Source organism: Xanthomonas sp. NCPPB 2632, assembly GCF_041228075.2.
Lineage (GTDB): Bacteria > Pseudomonadota > Gammaproteobacteria > Xanthomonadales > Rhodanobacteraceae > Luteibacter.
Genome location: NZ_CM192979.1, coordinates 4,265,001 through 4,279,729, shown reverse-complemented (window position 1 = coordinate 4,279,729; position 14,729 = coordinate 4,265,001). Strand labels below are relative to the sequence as shown.

Below are 14,729 nucleotides of genomic sequence, written 5' to 3'. Positions count from 1 at the left end.
GTAGCGCCCCGGTTTCGAGTTCAATCCCCCACAAGAAGGAGATTGGACGTGAAGAAGCGTTTTTCCGAAGAGCAGATCATTGGCTTCCTGCGCGAGGCCGCGGCAGGCATGCCGGTCAAGGACCTATGTCGCATGCACGGCTTCAGTGAAGCCTCTTACTACCTGTGGCGAAGCAAGTTCGGCGGCATGAGCGTGCCCGAGGCCAAGCGGCTGAAGGACCTGGAGTCGGAGAACGGACGCCTTAAAAAGCTGCTTGCCGAGCAACTTCTGGAGAACGAGGTCATCAAGGAAGCTCTGCGAAAAAAGTGGTGAGCGCACCGGACCGGCGCGAGCTGGTGCGCTATCTGATGGGCCAGGAACTGAGTGAGCGCCGGTCGCTGGCGATCGCCGGCATGAGCGCAAGTGCTTACCGCTACGAGCCGCGGCCCGACGCCAATGTCGAGCTGCGCGAGATGAACTGCGCGATGGCCAATCGCCGTAAACGCTACGGCGTCGGCATGATCTACCTGAAACTCCGCCAGGCCGGTCAGATGGTCAACTACAAGCGAGTTGAGCGCCTGTACCAGGAGGCGAACCTGCAGGTGCGCCGTCGCAAAAGGAAAAAGGTGCCTCCGACCGACAGGCAGCCACTGCTCCGGCCCGCGGCCGCAAATGAGGTCTGGTCCATCGATTTCGTCTTCGATCGCACCGCCGAAGGGCGCGTATTGAAGTGCCTGACGATCGTCGATGACGCCACGCATGAGGCAGTCGCCATCGAGATCGAGCGGGCGATCTCAGGCATCGGCGTAACGCGCGTCATGGACCGCCTGGCCGTCACTCGGGGCCTGCCGAAAATCATTCGCAGCGACAACGGAAAGGAGTTCTGTGGCAAGGCCATGGTCGCATGGGCACACGAGCGCGGCGTGCAGCTGCGCCTGATCGAGCCTGGCAAGCCGAATCAGAACGCCTACATCGAATCATTCAACGGAAGGCTTCGCGATGAATGTCTCAACGAACACTGGTTTCCCAGCCTGCTGCATGCCCGAACCGAGATCGAAAACTGGCGACGGGAATACAACGAAGAGCGACCGAAGAAGGCACTCGGCGGGCTGACTCCCGCCGCTTACGCGAAACAGTTACATTAACCCCGGACTCAAATCGGACCGCTACTGAAGGCGGGGGGACGTCGAGATCATATCCTGGCCATGGAGTAACGTCGTGAACTCAGGCGAAATCGGCTTTTATGTTGGGGCTGTTCCTGGCTTGACTTTAGTTTTCCGCAACATGCTTGCTCTTCGGCGAAGAATTAACGAAGCTGAAGAAATTGCCAGCGCAGAAGGTGATTTTTTGGACTTCAATTACTCCGCATCATCAATGAAGAGTGATTTTATGTTCCGTCCTGAGACGTTCATCAAGGCCAGCGATAGAGCTGGAATACGCCATGCGAAAGAGCACTTGTTGCTGATCAGGCGGCTTGCGATTAAAAGGCACGTAATTGGAGGCATAGTGGTGATGATTGGCGCTATTGCCGGCACATTTGTGGCGTCAGGTTTTTGGCCCGATCGCTGAATATTTGATAATGCAATTGCGCTTGCGTACGTTGCAGCTGGTCAACAACTCTTCGCTGGCCGCAGGACGGAACTGATGAAGGAAGCAACGACGGTACTGGGTGAAGCAGCCTTTATTCTCGCTGTCTGCTATCTGGTCAGCATGGCACGCCTGGCCTCACTGCTGCGCACGGAGACGCGCCTTGAGGGCGTCGGCATCGATGGTGCAAATGCACAGTTGAAGCTTTTCCGGGTTGTGTTCCTGGGGCGAGATCTCGACCCCGATTTTGCAATTCGTCATCGGATGTTGCTGAAGCTGGCGCAGTGGTCTGGAGGCGTCGGCTTGCTTTTAGTTCTTCTCATTTCCACCAGCATCATGCTTGGCTATGCGGGTTGATTGCCATGCGAAACATCGTTCTAAATGCCAAGCGCGCTCGCTATTTGCTTGAAGCCCAGTTTTTGACTTCCACGCAGCGTGCAGTACTAGAAGGAGCGGCATCCAGTAGAGGCGGTGGGCTCTCTTTTAGTATCTCGGACGATCTGGCGGAAGAATTTAGGGAAGCGTTCAACGACAGACTGATGGAGGTCGGGTTCGATGACGAGTACGAGCCGAATGAGGAAGGTAGGATCCTCGAAGATCTCATCGATCAATTTTTCGTCGGAGCCATGGACCGGTAAGACACCCTGAAGCCTGTAGGCCCACTTGCGCCAAAAACTTGAGTGGCAACCTGCTTCAGGTTCAACTCCCTCTCCATGAGGGAGTTGAACCGCCGCGCGTCCGAAGCGCGTCGTCAGGCGAGCAAGATGGTGCTACGTCTACACCAACACCCAACCCTCACCGATGCCAATACCCACGATGCGGCGGCGGAGGCGGCCGGTGGTAGTACGCCGGATGCGCATAGTAATGATGGCGGTACGGGGGCGGCGGCGGACGATGCCCGCGCCAGCCATGATCGCGATACCCATAGCGGTGGTCGTCATAGCGGCGATCGTGCCACCCATGGTTACGGTACTCGCCATGGCGTCCGCGACCATGGTCGTCGTAGTGATCGTGAGCGAACACTGCCGACGTGGACAACAGGGCAAGGGCGACAAGGGCACTGCGAATCATCGTTTTCATAGCCGGTCTCCAGGACGATCGTCACACCGCGGGTCACCGCGGCCGATCGACGATTCGGATGCTAGGAAGACGACGCTGAACGCAAAGTCCTACGCTTGGAAAGGTTGGCGAAAGCGTTCATTGACGCGACAGCTAATGAACCCGCCGGTTCAGGAAATCGACCCCGGCCGGAACTCCAACGTCAGTTCCGACGCGCGTTCCGGCAGGAACAGTGCCGTACGTCGTTCAGGTGCACGGGCGAGCACCTTGCCGCCGCGGACGACCAGCAGCCGGGCCGCCTTGAGCCGGATCGCCTCGTAAGCGTCGCCCGCCTGCAGCAGCACCATGTCGGCACGATGGCCCACGGCGATGCCGTAGCCGTCCCACCCGATCACCTTCGCCGCGTTGGTCGTCACCGCGTCGAAGCACTGCGCCACGCCGCGCGTCGAGGTCATCTGCGCGACGTGCAGTCCCATGTGCGCCACCTCCAGCATGTCGCCGGAGCCCATGCCGTACCAGGGGTCCATCACGCAGTCGTGGCCGAAGGCGACATTGACGCCGGCCTCCAGCAACTCCGGCACACGAGTCATGCCACGCCGCCGGGGGTATGTGTCGTGGCGGCCTTGCAGCGTGATGTTGATCAACGGGTTGGCGATGGCGTGCACGCCGGCCTCGGCAATCAGGGGCAGCAGCTTGGATACGTAGTAGTTGTCCATCGAATGCATCGACGTGAGATGCGAGCCGGTGACGCGGCCCTGCAGCCCGGTGCGGATCGTTTCCGCCGCCAGGGTCTCGATGTGCCGCGACATGGGATCGTCCGACTCGTCGCAATGCATGTCCACGCGCAGGCCGCGCTCGGCGGCCAACTCGCACAACCAGCGGATGGACGCTGCGCCGTCGGCCATGGTCCGCTCGAAATGGGGGATACCGCCCACCACCGCCACGCCCTTGTCCAGCGCGCGTACCAGGTTCTGTTTCGCGTTCGGTGACCGAAGCAGGCCGTCTTGCGGAAAGGCCACCAGTTCTAGGTGCAGCCACGGCGCCACGCGCCGCTTCACTTCCAGCAAGGCGTCGGTGGCGAGCAGGCGGTCGTCGCAGATATCCACATGGCTGCGGATGGCCAGCAGGCCCTGCGCCACCGCCATGTCGCAGTAGGCCATGGCGCGGTCCACCAGCGCCTGCTGGGTCAGGTCGGGCTTGAGCTCGCCCCACAGCGCGATACCCTCGAGCAGGGTGCCCGACGCGTTCAGTCGCGGCAGGCCCAGCGACAGCGTGGCGTCCATGTGGAAATGCGCATCGACGAAGGGCGGGCTGGCCAGGCGCCCGCCGGCGTCGATTTCCTCGCGGCCGCTGGCGGCCAGGCCGGGCTCGATGGCCACGAAACGGCCATCGTCGATGCCGATATCGACATCCCGGCGGCCGTCGGGCAGCGTGGCGTGGCGGATGATCAGGTCCATGGGGTGGCTCCGTGGCGATGGCGGTCATCATAACGGGCGAGGGCCTTCACACGGCTGCACGGGCCTTTTGGCACGATAACCCTCCCCATGAAGATCTCCGACAAACTCGCCATCCTCGCCGACGCCGCGAAGTACGACGCTTCGTGCTCGTCCAGCGGCGGCAAGGGCCGCAACTCGCTGAAAAGCGGCGGGATCGGCTCGACGGAAGGCATGGGGATCTGCCACGCGTATGCCCCGGACGGCCGCTGTATCTCGTTGCTGAAGATACTGATGACCAACTTCTGCGTGTACGACTGCGTGTATTGCGTCAACCGGCGCAGCAGCAACGTGCAGCGCGCGCGTTTTACGGTGGAGGAGGTGGTCAACCTCACCCTGGAGTTCTACCGGCGCAACTACATCGAGGGGCTGTTCCTCTCCTCGGGCATCATCCAGTCCCCCGACTACACGATGGAGCAGCTGGTGCGGGTCGCGCGCACGCTGCGCAGCGAACACAAGTTCGGCGGCTACATCCACCTGAAGACCATTCCCGATGCCTCGCCCGAGTTGATCGATGCCGCCGGCCGCTGGGCCGACCGCCTCAGCATCAACGTGGAGATGCCGACCGAGGGTGGCCTGAAAGCGCTGGCGCCGGAAAAGCACCTGGGCGACATCCGCAGCGCTATGGGCCGCCTGCGGCTGTCCATTGACGAGGCCAAGGCCGAGAAGAAGGCGCCGCGATTCGCGCCCGCCGGGCAGAGCACTCAGATGATTGTGGGCGCCGACGATGCGAGCGACCGTGACGTGCTCTCGGCCAGCACCAACCTGTACACGAATTACCGGTTGCGCCGCGTTTACTACTCGGCATTCAGCCCCATCCCGGATGCCTCGAAGATCCTGCCGCTGAAGCCGCCGCCGCTGGTGCGCGAGCATCGCCTCTACCAGGCCGACTGGCTGATGCGTTTCTACGGCTTCGGCGCGGACGAGATTGCTCCGCCGGGCGACGACGGCATGCTCTCGCTGGACGTCGACCCGAAGCTCGCCTGGGCGCTGCGCCATCGCGAAACCTTCCCCGTGGACGTGAACCGCGCGCCCCGCGAGACGCTGCTGCGCGTGCCGGGCCTGGGTGTGAAGACGGTCGACAAGATGATCGCGATGCGCGGGCATCGGCGTATCCGCTACGACGACCTGATCCGCCTGCGCGTGCCGGTGAAGAAGGTGGCCCCCTTCGTCGAGACGGTGGACCATCGTCCGCGCGGCGACCACGAAAGCGGCGTGCTGCGGCGCGACCTGCGCGAGCCGTCGCAACCGGACCTGTTCGGCTGACCATGTGGTCCGTGACGCTGGACGATCCGTCGGATTTCGACGCGTGGCGGGCGAAGGCGCGCGCGTTGCTGCTGGCTGACGTGGATCCGTCTGCCGTGGACTGGCAGGTAGGCGCGACCGGTGGTCTGTTCGGCGGTGACGATCGCCTGCCGCCGCCGGTGCGCACCGGCGTGCCCGCGGTACCGCGCGACTTCCTAAACCTGGCCCATGCGGTGCTCGCGCATACCGATGCGCGCCGCCACGCCACGCTGTATCGGATGCTCTGGCGACTGGCGCACGGCGAAAAGGCCTTGCTGCGCATCGCCACGGACGAGGACGTGGCCTGGGCGCATGTCTGCGTGAAGCAGGTCAGCCGCGACATGCACAAGATGAAGGCGTTCGTGCGGTTCCGCGAGGTGCGCCACGGCGACGACACCGTGTACGTGGCCTGGTTCGAGCCGTCGTTCGACATCGTGACGCGCGTGGCACCGTTCTTCGTGCGCCGGTTCACGGGCATGCACTGGTCGCTGCTGACGCCCTTACGCACCGCGCACTGGAATGGCGAAACGCTTTCCTTCGGCCCGGGCGCTAGCCGCGCGGACGCACCGTCCGACGATGCCCTCGAAGACCTCTGGCGCACGTATTACGCCAGCATCTTCAATCCCGCCCGGCTGAAAGTGGACGCGATGCGTCGCGAGATGCCGGTGAAGTACTGGAAGAACCTGCCGGAAGCGCGGCTCATCCCCGAACTGGTGCGCGACGCGTTGCCGAGGATGCAGGCCATGGTGGACAAGCAGCCGACGATCCCGAAGAAAAAGATCACCCCCTTGCAGAAGGCGACCGCGGCCGCGCCCGAGGGAAGCCTCACGGCGTTACGCGCGCAGGCTCGCGAGTGCCGCGCGTGCGACCTGTGGAAGCCGGCCACGCAGACGGTGTTCGGCGAGGGTCCGGCGCACGCGCGCATCGTGGTGATCGGCGAGCAGCCGGGCGACCAGGAAGACCTGGCGGGCAAGCCGTTCGTCGGCCCGGCGGGAAAGCTGTTCGATCGTGCGCTGGGCGAGGCCGGCGTGGAGCGCGATCTGCTCTATGTCACCAATACGGTGAAGCATTTCAGGTTCGAGCCACGCGGCAAGGTGCGCCTGCACAAGCGCGCCAACGTGGAGCAACAAGCGGCATGCCGGCCCTGGCTGGCGGCCGAGATCGACCGTATCCAGCCGGACGCCCTGGTGTGCCTGGGCGCGATGGCGGCGCAGTCGGTGTTCGGCGCGTCGTTCCGCCTGATGGCGCAACGCGGGGAGTGGATCGACCTGCCCGACGGGCGGAAAGCCATGGCCACCGTGCATCCGTCGTACCTGCTGCGCCTGCCGGATGCGGACGCGCGGGAGGCGGGGTATGCGGATTTCGTGCGGGATCTGGGGTTGATGAGGGAGGTGTTGGGGTGAGGCGAGGCTGATCGCCGACATCGTCGGCTCCTACATGGGGCGGGTGGTCGCGGATGGATCGCCGACATCGTCGGCTCCTACATTGGGCACGTGGTCGCGGGGCACATGGTTGCCGGCGGTTGTAGGAGCCGACGATGTCGGCGATGCCGGCCCCTCATCGCCGATGCAACCCGTCGGCGATGCCGGCCCCTCATCGCCGATGCAACCCGTCATCGACCCCGGGCCTCATTGATCCCGGCCCCCTCATGCCATCTTGAACTTCCGCAGCTTCTTCGGCACCGACGTATTCCGCAGGGTCACGTACATCGGCAAACCATCCTCGCCATACGGCGGCGGTACCTCGCCCTGGATCAACGGCGCCAGGTAACGGCGCGCCGCGGCGGTGATGCCGAAGCCATCCTTCGACATGAAATTCCGCGGCATCTTCTTCTCGTGGTTGGCGATCTTGTCCAGCGGCGCCGCCTCGATCTTCCACTTGTAGGGCTCGTCGGACACCCGCACGATCACCGGCATCACGGCGTTGAGGCCTTCGGCGGCGAATTCCACGGCCTTCTTGCCCACCGCGTAGGCTTGCTCCACGTCGGTTTTCGAGGCGATGTGCCGGGCCGACCGCTGCAGGTAATCGGGCAGGGCCCAGTGGTACTTGTAGCCCAGCTTCTCGCGCACCAGCGCGGCCAGCACCGGCGCGGCGCCGCCCAGCTGCGCGTGGCCGAAGGCGTCGCGCGCGCCGGACTCGGCCAGGAAGGTGCCTTCCTTGTTCTTTACGCCCTCCGAGACGACCACCGTGCAGTAGCCCACCTTTTCCACGGTGGCCTGCACCTTGGCCAGGAAGGTTTCCGGGTCGAACACGTTTTCCGGGAAGAGGATGATGTGCGGCGCGTCGTTCGGGCCGGACCCGGCCAGGCCGGCGGCCGCGGCGATCCAGCCGGCGTGCCGGCCCATCACCTCGATGATGAACACCTTGGTCGAGGTGTCGGCCATGGAGGCCACGTCCAGGCTGGCCTCGCGCACGGCGATGGCGGTGTACTTGGCCACGGAGCCGAAGCCGGGGCAGGTGTCGGTCACCACCAGGTCGTTGTCGATGGTTTTCGGCACGCCGATGCAGTTGACCTCGTAGCCCAGCGCCTGGCCGATCTTCGAGACCTTGTTCGCCGTGTCGGCCGAATCGTTGCCGCCGTTATAAAGGAAGGTGCGAATGTCGTGCGCCTTGAACACCTCGATCAGGCGCTCGTATTCGGCACGATTCTCTTCCAGCGACTTCAGCTTGTAGCGGCAGGAGCCGAAGGCGCCGCCCGGGGTGTGCTTCAGCCCGGCGATGTTGGCCTTGGCCTCGCGGGTGGTATCGATCAGTTCCTCGCGCAGCGCGCCCAGGATGCCGTTGCGCGCCGCGTAGACGGGGATGCCCTTGTCCCGGGCGGTCTCGATGACGCCGGCGGCGGTGGCGTTGATGACGGCGGAGACGCCGCCCGACTGGGCGTAGAGGATTTTGCCGGCGGCCATGCTGCGGTTTCCTTGGGCGTGAACGGAACGCCGAGGGTAGCGCGATGGACGTCGTCCCCGCTTGAAGGCGCCAGGTCTGCCCGGGCTGCCCTACACCTGCGGCATGTCGTCCGTTTGACGGCGCGGCGCCCCTGCCGTTACCTTGAGATCCATTTTCTTGTGTCCGGTGGCGGGGTTACCCGCGCGCCGACGAACGGAGCATCAATGCGACTCGTGCTATTCGGCGCCCCCGGTTCCGGGAAAGGTACCCAGGCCACCCGCCTCAAGGAACGCCTCGGTGTTCCCCACATCTCCACCGGCGACCTGCTGCGTGGCGAGATCAAGGCCGGCACGGAACTCGGATTGAAAGCCAAGGGCCTGATGGACGCCGGACACCTGCTTCCCGACGACATCATGCTCGGCATCATCGAGCACCGCCTTGGCGAGCCGGATGCCCGGCCCGGCTTCATCCTCGACGGCTATCCGCGCAACCTGGCCCAGGCCGACGCGCTGGATACCGTGCTGGCCCGCATCGGCCAGCCGCTGGATGTGGTGGTCAAGCTGGAGGTGCCCGACGCCGCCATCGTCGACCGCTGCGAGGTTCGCTTCGAGAAGGAAGGCCGCCCGGATGACAACCCGGACACGGTGAAGAAGCGCCTGGGAATCTACGCCGACCAGACTGCTCCCGTGGCCGACTTCTACAAGCAGCGCGGCAAGCTGAAGGTGGTCGACGGCGTGGGCGAGCTCGACGAAGTCACCCAGCGCGTGCTGGACGTCCTGCCCGGTGGCGTCAAGGCCGCCAGCGCCTGATCCACTCCAGGCCCGCCCTCCTGGCGGGCCTTCCGACGAGCCCCCTATGCGCGTCCATATCCTCGGTATCTGCGGCACCTTCATGGGCGGCGTCGCCGCGCTCGCGCGTGAGCTCGGCCTGACCGTCGAGGGATCCGACGCCAATGTCTACCCGCCGATGAGCACGCAGCTGGAAGCGCTCGGCATCGGCCTGATGCAGGGTTACCAGGCGGCGCACCTGCAGCCCGCGCCCGACCTGGTCGTGGTCGGCAACGCCATGACCCGCGGCAATCCGGCGGTGGAATACATGCTGGACGCGGGCCTGCGTTACATCTCGGGCCCCCAGTGGCTGGGCGAGACCCTGCTCGGCGGCCGCGAGGTGCTGGCGGTGGCCGGGACGCACGGCAAGACCACCACCACCAGCCTGCTGGCCCACCTGCTGGAAGTCGCCGGCCAGTCGCCAGGCTTCCTGATCGGCGGCGTGCCGGGCAACTTCGACGTGTCCGCGCGCCGCGGCACGGGCAAGCCCTTCGTCATCGAAGCCGACGAATACGATTCGGCCTTCTTCGACAAGCGCTCCAAGTTCGTCCACTACCGGCCGCGCATCGCCATCCTCAACAACCTGGAATACGACCACGCGGACATCTTCCCCGACGTGGCCGCCATCCAGCGGCAGTTCCACCATCTGGTCCGTACCGTGCCGTCCAACGGTCGCCTGATCGTCAACGCCGAGGACGCCTACCTGGCGGAAGTGCTGGCGATGGGCGCATGGACCCCGGTGGAGACCTTCGGCATCGACGCGGGCCACTGGCGTGCCGAGCTGCTGTCGGCGGATGGGTCGCACTTCCGCGTGCGCCGTGGCGACGACGTACTGGGCGAGGTGCGCTGGGGCTCGCTGGGACGACACAACGTCATGAATGCGCTGGCGGCCCTGGCGGCCGCCAGCGCGGCCGGAGCCGATCCCGTGGCGCTGCTGCCGGCGTTCGCCGGTTTCGCCAGCGCCCGGCGTCGCATGGAGCGGATCGGCCAGGCACGCGACATCACCGTCTACGACGATTTCGCCCACCATCCCACGGCCATCGCCACCACGCTGGCGGGACTGCGGGCCAGCGTCGGCACGGCGCGCATCGTGGTCGCGCTGGAGCCGCGTTCCAACTCGATGCGGCTGGGTGCACACGCCGATGCGCTGGCGCCGTCACTGGCCGATGCCGACCGCGTGGTGTTCCTGCACCGGCCCGAGCTCCCGTGGGACGCGGGCAAGGTGGTCGATGCGCTCGACGGTCGCGGCGCCACGGTGCCGGGCGTGGATGCGCTGATCGATGCCCTCGTGGCGGACGCGCGGCCCGGCGACCAGGTGATCTTCATGTCCAACGGCGGCTTCGAGGGTGCGCCCCGGCGCTTCTTCAACGCGCTGGACGCAAGGTAGACTCGACGGCATGGCCGCTACCACGCCCGCGCACGACCTGCCGCTGTTCCCGCTGTCGAACGTCCTGTTCCCAGGCGGCCAGTTGCAGCTGCGCATCTTCGAGCCACGCTATGTCGACTTGGTGCGCGAATGCGCGCGCACCGGCCGCGCCTTCGGCGTCTGCCTGATCCTCGACGGCCGCGAGGCGGGGCAGCCCGCCGTGCCCGCCGCGGTCGGCACCCTGGCCACCATCACCGATTTCCACTCCCGCGAGGACGGCCTGCTCGGCATCGTCGCGGAAGGCGGCCAGCGCTTCCGGGTCACCCGCACGCGCATACGGGCGGACGGGCAGATGCGCGGCGACCTCGCGCCCTGGGGCGACGAACCGTTGCTGCCGCTGCCGGCGGAGTTCGGCCTGCTCGGCACCATCCTGGAACGCCTGGCCGAACAGATGCAGCCGCCATGGCGGCACGAGATCGGCACACGGGGCGACGACGCCAGCTGGGTCGGTTTCAGGCTGTCCGAATTGCTGCCGCTGGATGCCAACGAGTGCCAGCACATGCTCGAACTGGACGATCCGCTGCAGCGCCTTGCCGAGTTGCGTGACATCCTGCCGCGTTTCCAGCGCGCCTGAGTGCTATGGCCATGACATCGCTCAAGGGCAAGACCTTGTTCATCACCGGTGCCTCGCGCGGCATCGGCCTGGCGATCGCCCTCCGCGCCGCGCGTGACGGAGCCAACATCGTCATAGCGGCCAAGAGCGGCGTGGCCAACCCGAAGCTGCCCGGCACCATCCATACGGCCGCCGCCGCGATCGAGGCCGAGGGCGGCGTGGCCCTGCCGCTGAAGGTGGATGTCCGCGAGGAAGCGGAAGTCCGCATGGCGGCGGCCACGGCGGCCGAACGCTTCGGCGGCATCGACATCGTGGTCAACAATGCCAGCGCCATCTGGATGAAGGGCGTGTCCGACACGCCGATGAAGCGCTTCGACCTCATGCACCAGGTCAACACGCGCGGCACCTTCCTGGTCACCCAGGCCTGCCTGCCGTACCTGAAGGACGCCGCCAACCCGCATGTGCTGATGCTGTCGCCGCCGCCCACCCTCGATCCGGCCTGGTATGCGCCGCATACCGCCTACACCATCGCCAAGATGGGCATGAGCCTGTGCGTGCTGGGCATGGCGCCGGAGTTCGCGCCGCTGGGCATCGCGGTGAACGCGCTGTGGCCGCGGACGGTGATCGCCACCGCCGCCATCGCCATGATCGAGGGCGTGCGCACGGAACACTGCCGCACCCCGGCCATCGTCGCGGACGCCGCGCACGCCATCCTCACCCGCCCCGCGCGCGACTACACCGGGCATTTCGCCATCGACGAGAACATCCTGCGCGAGCAGGGCGTCACCGACTTCGAGCGTTACGCCGTGTCGCCGGGCCAGCCCTTGTTGCCGGACCTGTTCCTCTAGGCAGCCGGTGCGCGGTTTCCTGCGGAGCACAGGCTTGCGCGGCGGCGTAGACCGGCCCTGCCAGTCTCGCTAGGATGCATGTTCCACGGATCGATGTCGGACCGCAGAGCGTACCGTGCGATTCCATCCGTTCCAGTATGGGTTCCGGCGCTGCGGCCGGGTCCGGGAGTTCGTTTCATGTCGTCGCATCCTGTCGATTCCTCCGATCTCATCGGCCTCGGCAAGCGTTACTGGCTGTCCGTCTACCGTCCCCGCGACGTGGTGCTCGACCACGGCAAGGGTGCCCGCGTCTGGGATACGGAAGGCCGTGATTACCTCGACTTCGGCGCCGGCATCGCCGTCAACGCCCTCGGCCACCAGGATCCCGATCTCGTCGCCGCGCTGACCACCCAGGCCGGCAAGCTGTGGCATGCGAGCAACGTGTTCTGGACCGAGCCGCCGCTGCGCCTCGCCGAGGAACTGATCGCCCACGCGCCCTTCGCCGAGCGCGTGTTCCTGTGCAATTCGGGCACCGAGGCCAACGAGGCCGCGATCAAGCTGGTACGCAAGTGGGCCACCTCCAGGGGGCGGCCGCCGGAAGAGCGTGTCATCGTCACCTTCAAGGGCTCGTTCCACGGGCGCACCCTGGCCTCAGTGACGGCCACGGCCCAGCCGAAGTACCAGGAAGGCTACGAGCCACTGCCCGGCGGCTTCCGTTATGTCGCCTTCAACGACGTGCCCGCGCTGGAAGAAGCGTTCGCCCAGGGTGGCGTGTCGGCGGTCATGCTGGAGCCGGTGCAGGGCGAGGGCGGTGTGATGCCGGCCGAGCCGGGCTTCCTGAAGGCCGTGCGCGAACTCTGCGACAAGCACGACGCCTTGCTGGTGCTGGATGAAATCCAGTCGGGCATGGGCCGCACGGGCACGTTGTTCGCCCACGCGCACGACCACGTCACTCCGGACATCGTCACGCTGGCCAAGGCCCTGGGTGCCGGCTTCCCGATCGGCGCCATGCTGGCCGGGCCGAAGGTCGCCGACATCATGCAGTTCGGCGCGCACGGCACCACCTTCGGCGGCAACCCCATGGCTGCGGCCGTGGCACGCGTGGCGCTGCGCAAGCTGGCCTCGCCCGCCGTGCTGCTGAACGTGGAACGCCAGGGCAACGACATCCGCGCGGGGCTGAACAAGCTCAACCACGATCTTCAGCTGTTCGCGGAGATCCGCGGTCGCGGGCTGATGCTGGGTGCGGTGCTGGCCGAGGCCTACAAGGGCCGGGCCGGTGAAATCCTCGACCTGGCGGCCGCCCATGGCCTGCTGATCCTGCAAGCCGGGCCGGACGTGCTGCGCATCGTGCCGCCGTTGACCCTTACCGACGAGGAAACCGCCGAAGGCCTGCAGCGCCTCGGCGAGGCACTGCGGGCCTTCGCGACGATGTCGCAGGTGGCCTGATCCATAGAGCGCCGCGGCGGCGTTACAGCGAGGCGAACACCTCGCCCGCCGCGGCCACGGTGGCTGCGATCACATCGTCGTCGTGTGCGCTCGATATGAAGCCGGCTTCGAAGGCCGAGGGCGCCAGGTACACGCCACGCTCCAGCATGCCGTGGAAGAACCGGTTGAAGGCGTCCACATCCGCCGTGGTGGCCTGGGTATAGCTCTCCACCGTCTCGCCGGTGAAGAACAGCCCGAACATGCCACCCACGCGATTGACGCTGAACGGCATGCCGGCACGTCCGGCGGCGGCGAGTATGCCGTCGGTGAGCTTCACCGTGCGGGCGGCCAATGCCTCGTGGAACCCCGGCGCCTGGATCAGTTCCAGCATGGCCAGGCCGGCGGCCATGGCCACGGGATTGCCCGACAGCGTGCCCGCCTGGTAGATCGGGCCGGCGGGCGCGATCTGCTTCATCAGGTCGCGGCGGCCGCCGTAGGCACCCACCGGCATGCCACCCCCGATGATCTTGCCGAAGCAGGTCAGGTCCGGGGTGATCCCGTAATGGGCCTGCGCGCCGCCCAGCGCCACGCGGAAACCGGTCATCACCTCGTCGAAGATCAGCAGCACGCCGTGCTCCGTGCACAGGTCGCGCAAGGCCTGCAGGTAGCCTTCCTTCGGCGGGATGCAGTTCATGTTGCCGGCCACGGGCTCGATGATCAGGCCGGCGATCTCCTTGCCTTCCTGGGTGAACAACAGGCGTGCGGCGTCGATGTCGTTATAGGGCAGGGTAAGCGTCAGGTCGGCGGCGGCCTTGGGCACGCCGGGCGAGGTGGGTACGCCGAAGGTCAGTGCGCCGGAGCCGGCCTTCACCAGGAAGCTGTCGCCGTGGCCGTGGTAGCAGCCTTCGAACTTCACGATCTTGGAGCGGCCGGTGGCGCCGCGGGCGAGGCGAATCGCCGACATCGTGGCTTCGGTGCCCGAGTTGACCATCCGCACCATGTCGATCGACGGCACCAGCGAGACGATGGTTTCCGCCATCGTGACCTCGGCGGGGCAGGGCGTGCCGAACGACAGCCCGTTCTTCACCGCCCGCTCGACCGCCTCGCGTACGGCGGGGTGGTTATGACCGACCACCATCGGGCCCCAGGAGCCGACGTAGTCGATGTAGCGCTTGCCCTCCACGTCCCACAGGAAGGCCCCATCCGCCCGCGCGGTGAAGAACGGCTCGCCGCCGACCGACTTGAAGGCGCGCACCGGCGAGTTCACGCCACCGGGCAGCAGGGCGCGGGCGCGGGCGAAGAGTTCCTGGTTGCTGGTCATCGAAGGATTCCGGGGTGTGGGTCGAACAGCCCGGCGAACTGGCGCGCGGCTGTCTGGATGTCGTC

Annotated in this window: 16 protein-coding genes (1 of these 16 only partly in view); 11 read left to right on the top strand and 5 right to left on the bottom strand. The window is 66.2% G+C overall.

The features are described 5' to 3' along the window. Positions 1-48: 48 nt before the first annotated feature. The 4 genes from AB8808_RS18475 to AB8808_RS18460 all read left to right on the top strand — a co-directional run bounded on the left by AB8808_RS18475 (position 49) and on the right by AB8808_RS18460 (position 2,204). Positions 49-1,124, top strand: a protein-coding gene (locus tag AB8808_RS18475; protein WP_506193233.1) for an IS3 family transposase whose coding sequence is annotated in 2 segments (ribosomal slippage) — positions 49-307 and positions 307-1,124 — 1,077 coding nt in all. Because the reading frame shifts where the segments join, the coding sequence is not laid out codon by codon here. A gap of 73 nt (positions 1,125-1,197) precedes the next feature. Then, positions 1,198-1,548: a hypothetical protein gene (locus tag AB8808_RS18470; protein ID WP_369930990.1), complete on the top strand. Its 351-nt coding sequence runs from the start codon at positions 1,198-1,200 to the stop codon at positions 1,546-1,548. Between the two features lie 75 nt (positions 1,549-1,623). Beyond that, complete coding sequence (locus AB8808_RS18465) at positions 1,624-1,923, top strand: hypothetical protein (protein ID WP_369930989.1); 300 nt, start codon at positions 1,624-1,626, stop codon at positions 1,921-1,923. A gap of 5 nt (positions 1,924-1,928) precedes the next feature. Then, positions 1,929-2,204 carry a hypothetical protein gene (locus AB8808_RS18460; protein ID WP_369930988.1) on the top strand — a complete coding sequence of 92 codons (276 nt, stop codon included), beginning with the start codon at positions 1,929-1,931 and terminating at the stop codon, positions 2,202-2,204. Positions 2,205-2,361: 157 nt separating this feature from the next. Here AB8808_RS18460 and AB8808_RS18455 read toward each other — a convergent pair whose 3' ends face one another. Beyond that, positions 2,362-2,646, bottom strand: coding sequence for a hypothetical protein (locus tag AB8808_RS18455; RefSeq protein ID WP_369930987.1), 285 nt, complete (start codon positions 2,644-2,646; stop codon positions 2,362-2,364). 149 nt (positions 2,647-2,795) lie between these two features. Continuing rightward, positions 2,796-4,082: an amidohydrolase family protein gene (locus AB8808_RS18450; RefSeq protein WP_369930986.1), complete on the bottom strand. Its 1,287-nt coding sequence runs from the start codon at positions 4,080-4,082 to the stop codon at positions 2,796-2,798. An 87-nt stretch (positions 4,083-4,169) separates the two neighbouring features. Here AB8808_RS18450 and AB8808_RS18445 point away from each other — a divergent pair, with 87 nt between their 5' ends. Together AB8808_RS18445 and AB8808_RS18440 are read left to right on the top strand one after the other, a co-directional pair. After that, positions 4,170-5,384 (top strand): putative DNA modification/repair radical SAM protein, encoded by a 1,215-nt coding sequence (locus AB8808_RS18445; protein ID WP_036139561.1) that lies wholly within the window; start codon positions 4,170-4,172, stop codon positions 5,382-5,384. Positions 5,385-5,386: 2 nt separating this feature from the next. Further along, positions 5,387-6,805, top strand: coding sequence for a UdgX family uracil-DNA binding protein (locus tag AB8808_RS18440; protein ID WP_369930985.1), 1,419 nt, complete (start codon positions 5,387-5,389; stop codon positions 6,803-6,805). Between the two features lie 243 nt (positions 6,806-7,048). On the opposite strand, the gene AB8808_RS18435 is transcribed toward AB8808_RS18440, so the two are convergent. Continuing rightward, complete coding sequence (locus tag AB8808_RS18435) at positions 7,049-8,305, bottom strand: 6-phosphofructokinase (protein ID WP_369930984.1); 1,257 nt, start codon at positions 8,303-8,305, stop codon at positions 7,049-7,051. A 204-nt stretch (positions 8,306-8,509) separates the two neighbouring features. Between AB8808_RS18435 and AB8808_RS18430 the strand changes: the two genes are divergently transcribed. The 5 genes from AB8808_RS18430 to AB8808_RS18410 all read left to right on the top strand — a co-directional run bounded on the left by AB8808_RS18430 (position 8,510) and on the right by AB8808_RS18410 (position 13,364). Beyond that, positions 8,510-9,094, top strand: a complete 585-nt coding sequence (locus AB8808_RS18430) for an adenylate kinase (protein WP_036139569.1) — start codon at positions 8,510-8,512, stop codon at positions 9,092-9,094. A gap of 46 nt (positions 9,095-9,140) precedes the next feature. Further along, the gene (mpl, locus tag AB8808_RS18425) at positions 9,141-10,499 is read left to right on the top strand and encodes a UDP-N-acetylmuramate:L-alanyl-gamma-D-glutamyl-meso-diaminopimelate ligase (protein WP_354515976.1); all 1,359 of its coding nucleotides are present in this window, start codon (positions 9,141-9,143) and stop codon (positions 10,497-10,499) included. A gap of 10 nt (positions 10,500-10,509) precedes the next feature. Then, positions 10,510-11,112 carry an LON peptidase substrate-binding domain-containing protein gene (locus AB8808_RS18420; RefSeq protein ID WP_354515974.1) on the top strand — a complete coding sequence of 201 codons (603 nt, stop codon included), beginning with the start codon at positions 10,510-10,512 and terminating at the stop codon, positions 11,110-11,112. A gap of 11 nt (positions 11,113-11,123) precedes the next feature. Further along, positions 11,124-11,939 (top strand): SDR family oxidoreductase, encoded by an 816-nt coding sequence (locus AB8808_RS18415; protein ID WP_369930983.1) that lies wholly within the window; start codon positions 11,124-11,126, stop codon positions 11,937-11,939. Between the two features lie 177 nt (positions 11,940-12,116). Next, on the top strand, positions 12,117-13,364 hold the full coding sequence (locus tag AB8808_RS18410; protein ID WP_369930982.1) for an acetylornithine/succinylornithine family transaminase: 1,248 nt from the start codon (positions 12,117-12,119) through the stop codon (positions 13,362-13,364). A 22-nt stretch (positions 13,365-13,386) separates the two neighbouring features. Here AB8808_RS18410 and hemL read toward each other — a convergent pair whose 3' ends face one another. Both hemL and thiE read right to left on the bottom strand, forming a co-directional pair. Further along, complete coding sequence (hemL, locus tag AB8808_RS18405; RefSeq protein WP_369930981.1) at positions 13,387-14,664, bottom strand: glutamate-1-semialdehyde 2,1-aminomutase; 1,278 nt, start codon at positions 14,662-14,664, stop codon at positions 13,387-13,389. Next, a protein-coding gene (gene thiE, locus AB8808_RS18400; protein WP_369930980.1) for a thiamine phosphate synthase crosses the window boundary here: on the bottom strand, positions 14,661-14,729 show its end. 579 nt of this gene lie beyond the right edge of the window; only the last 69 of its 648 coding nucleotides appear in the window; the start codon falls outside the window, past its right edge; its stop codon occupies positions 14,661-14,663. The genes hemL and thiE overlap by 4 nt, the downstream gene beginning before the upstream one ends.

What these genes read in the sequence shown, in the direction of transcription:
- mpl (WP_354515976.1), top strand. Translation starts at nt 9,141, where the DNA reads ATGCGCGTCCATATCCTCGGTATCTGCGGCACCTTCATGGGCGGCGTC.
- AB8808_RS18465 (WP_369930989.1), top strand. Translation starts at nt 1,624, where the DNA reads ATGAAGGAAGCAACGACGGTACTGGGTGAAGCAGCCTTTATTCTCGCT.
- AB8808_RS18430 (WP_036139569.1), top strand. Translation starts at nt 8,510, where the DNA reads ATGCGACTCGTGCTATTCGGCGCCCCCGGTTCCGGGAAAGGTACCCAG.
- AB8808_RS18410 (WP_369930982.1), top strand. Translation starts at nt 12,117, where the DNA reads ATGTCGTCGCATCCTGTCGATTCCTCCGATCTCATCGGCCTCGGCAAG.
- AB8808_RS18445 (WP_036139561.1), top strand. Translation starts at nt 4,170, where the DNA reads ATGAAGATCTCCGACAAACTCGCCATCCTCGCCGACGCCGCGAAGTAC.
- AB8808_RS18440 (WP_369930985.1), top strand. Translation starts at nt 5,387, where the DNA reads ATGTGGTCCGTGACGCTGGACGATCCGTCGGATTTCGACGCGTGGCGG.
- AB8808_RS18460 (WP_369930988.1), top strand. Translation starts at nt 1,929, where the DNA reads ATGCGAAACATCGTTCTAAATGCCAAGCGCGCTCGCTATTTGCTTGAA.
- AB8808_RS18450 (WP_369930986.1), bottom strand. Translation starts at nt 4,082, where the DNA reads ATGGACCTGATCATCCGCCACGCCACGCTGCCCGACGGCCGCCGGGAT.
- AB8808_RS18415 (WP_369930983.1), top strand. Translation starts at nt 11,124, where the DNA reads ATGACATCGCTCAAGGGCAAGACCTTGTTCATCACCGGTGCCTCGCGC.
- AB8808_RS18455 (WP_369930987.1), bottom strand. Translation starts at nt 2,646, where the DNA reads ATGAAAACGATGATTCGCAGTGCCCTTGTCGCCCTTGCCCTGTTGTCC.
- AB8808_RS18420 (WP_354515974.1), top strand. Translation starts at nt 10,510, where the DNA reads ATGGCCGCTACCACGCCCGCGCACGACCTGCCGCTGTTCCCGCTGTCG.
- hemL (WP_369930981.1), bottom strand. Translation starts at nt 14,664, where the DNA reads ATGACCAGCAACCAGGAACTCTTCGCCCGCGCCCGCGCCCTGCTGCCC.
- AB8808_RS18435 (WP_369930984.1), bottom strand. Translation starts at nt 8,305, where the DNA reads ATGGCCGCCGGCAAAATCCTCTACGCCCAGTCGGGCGGCGTCTCCGCC.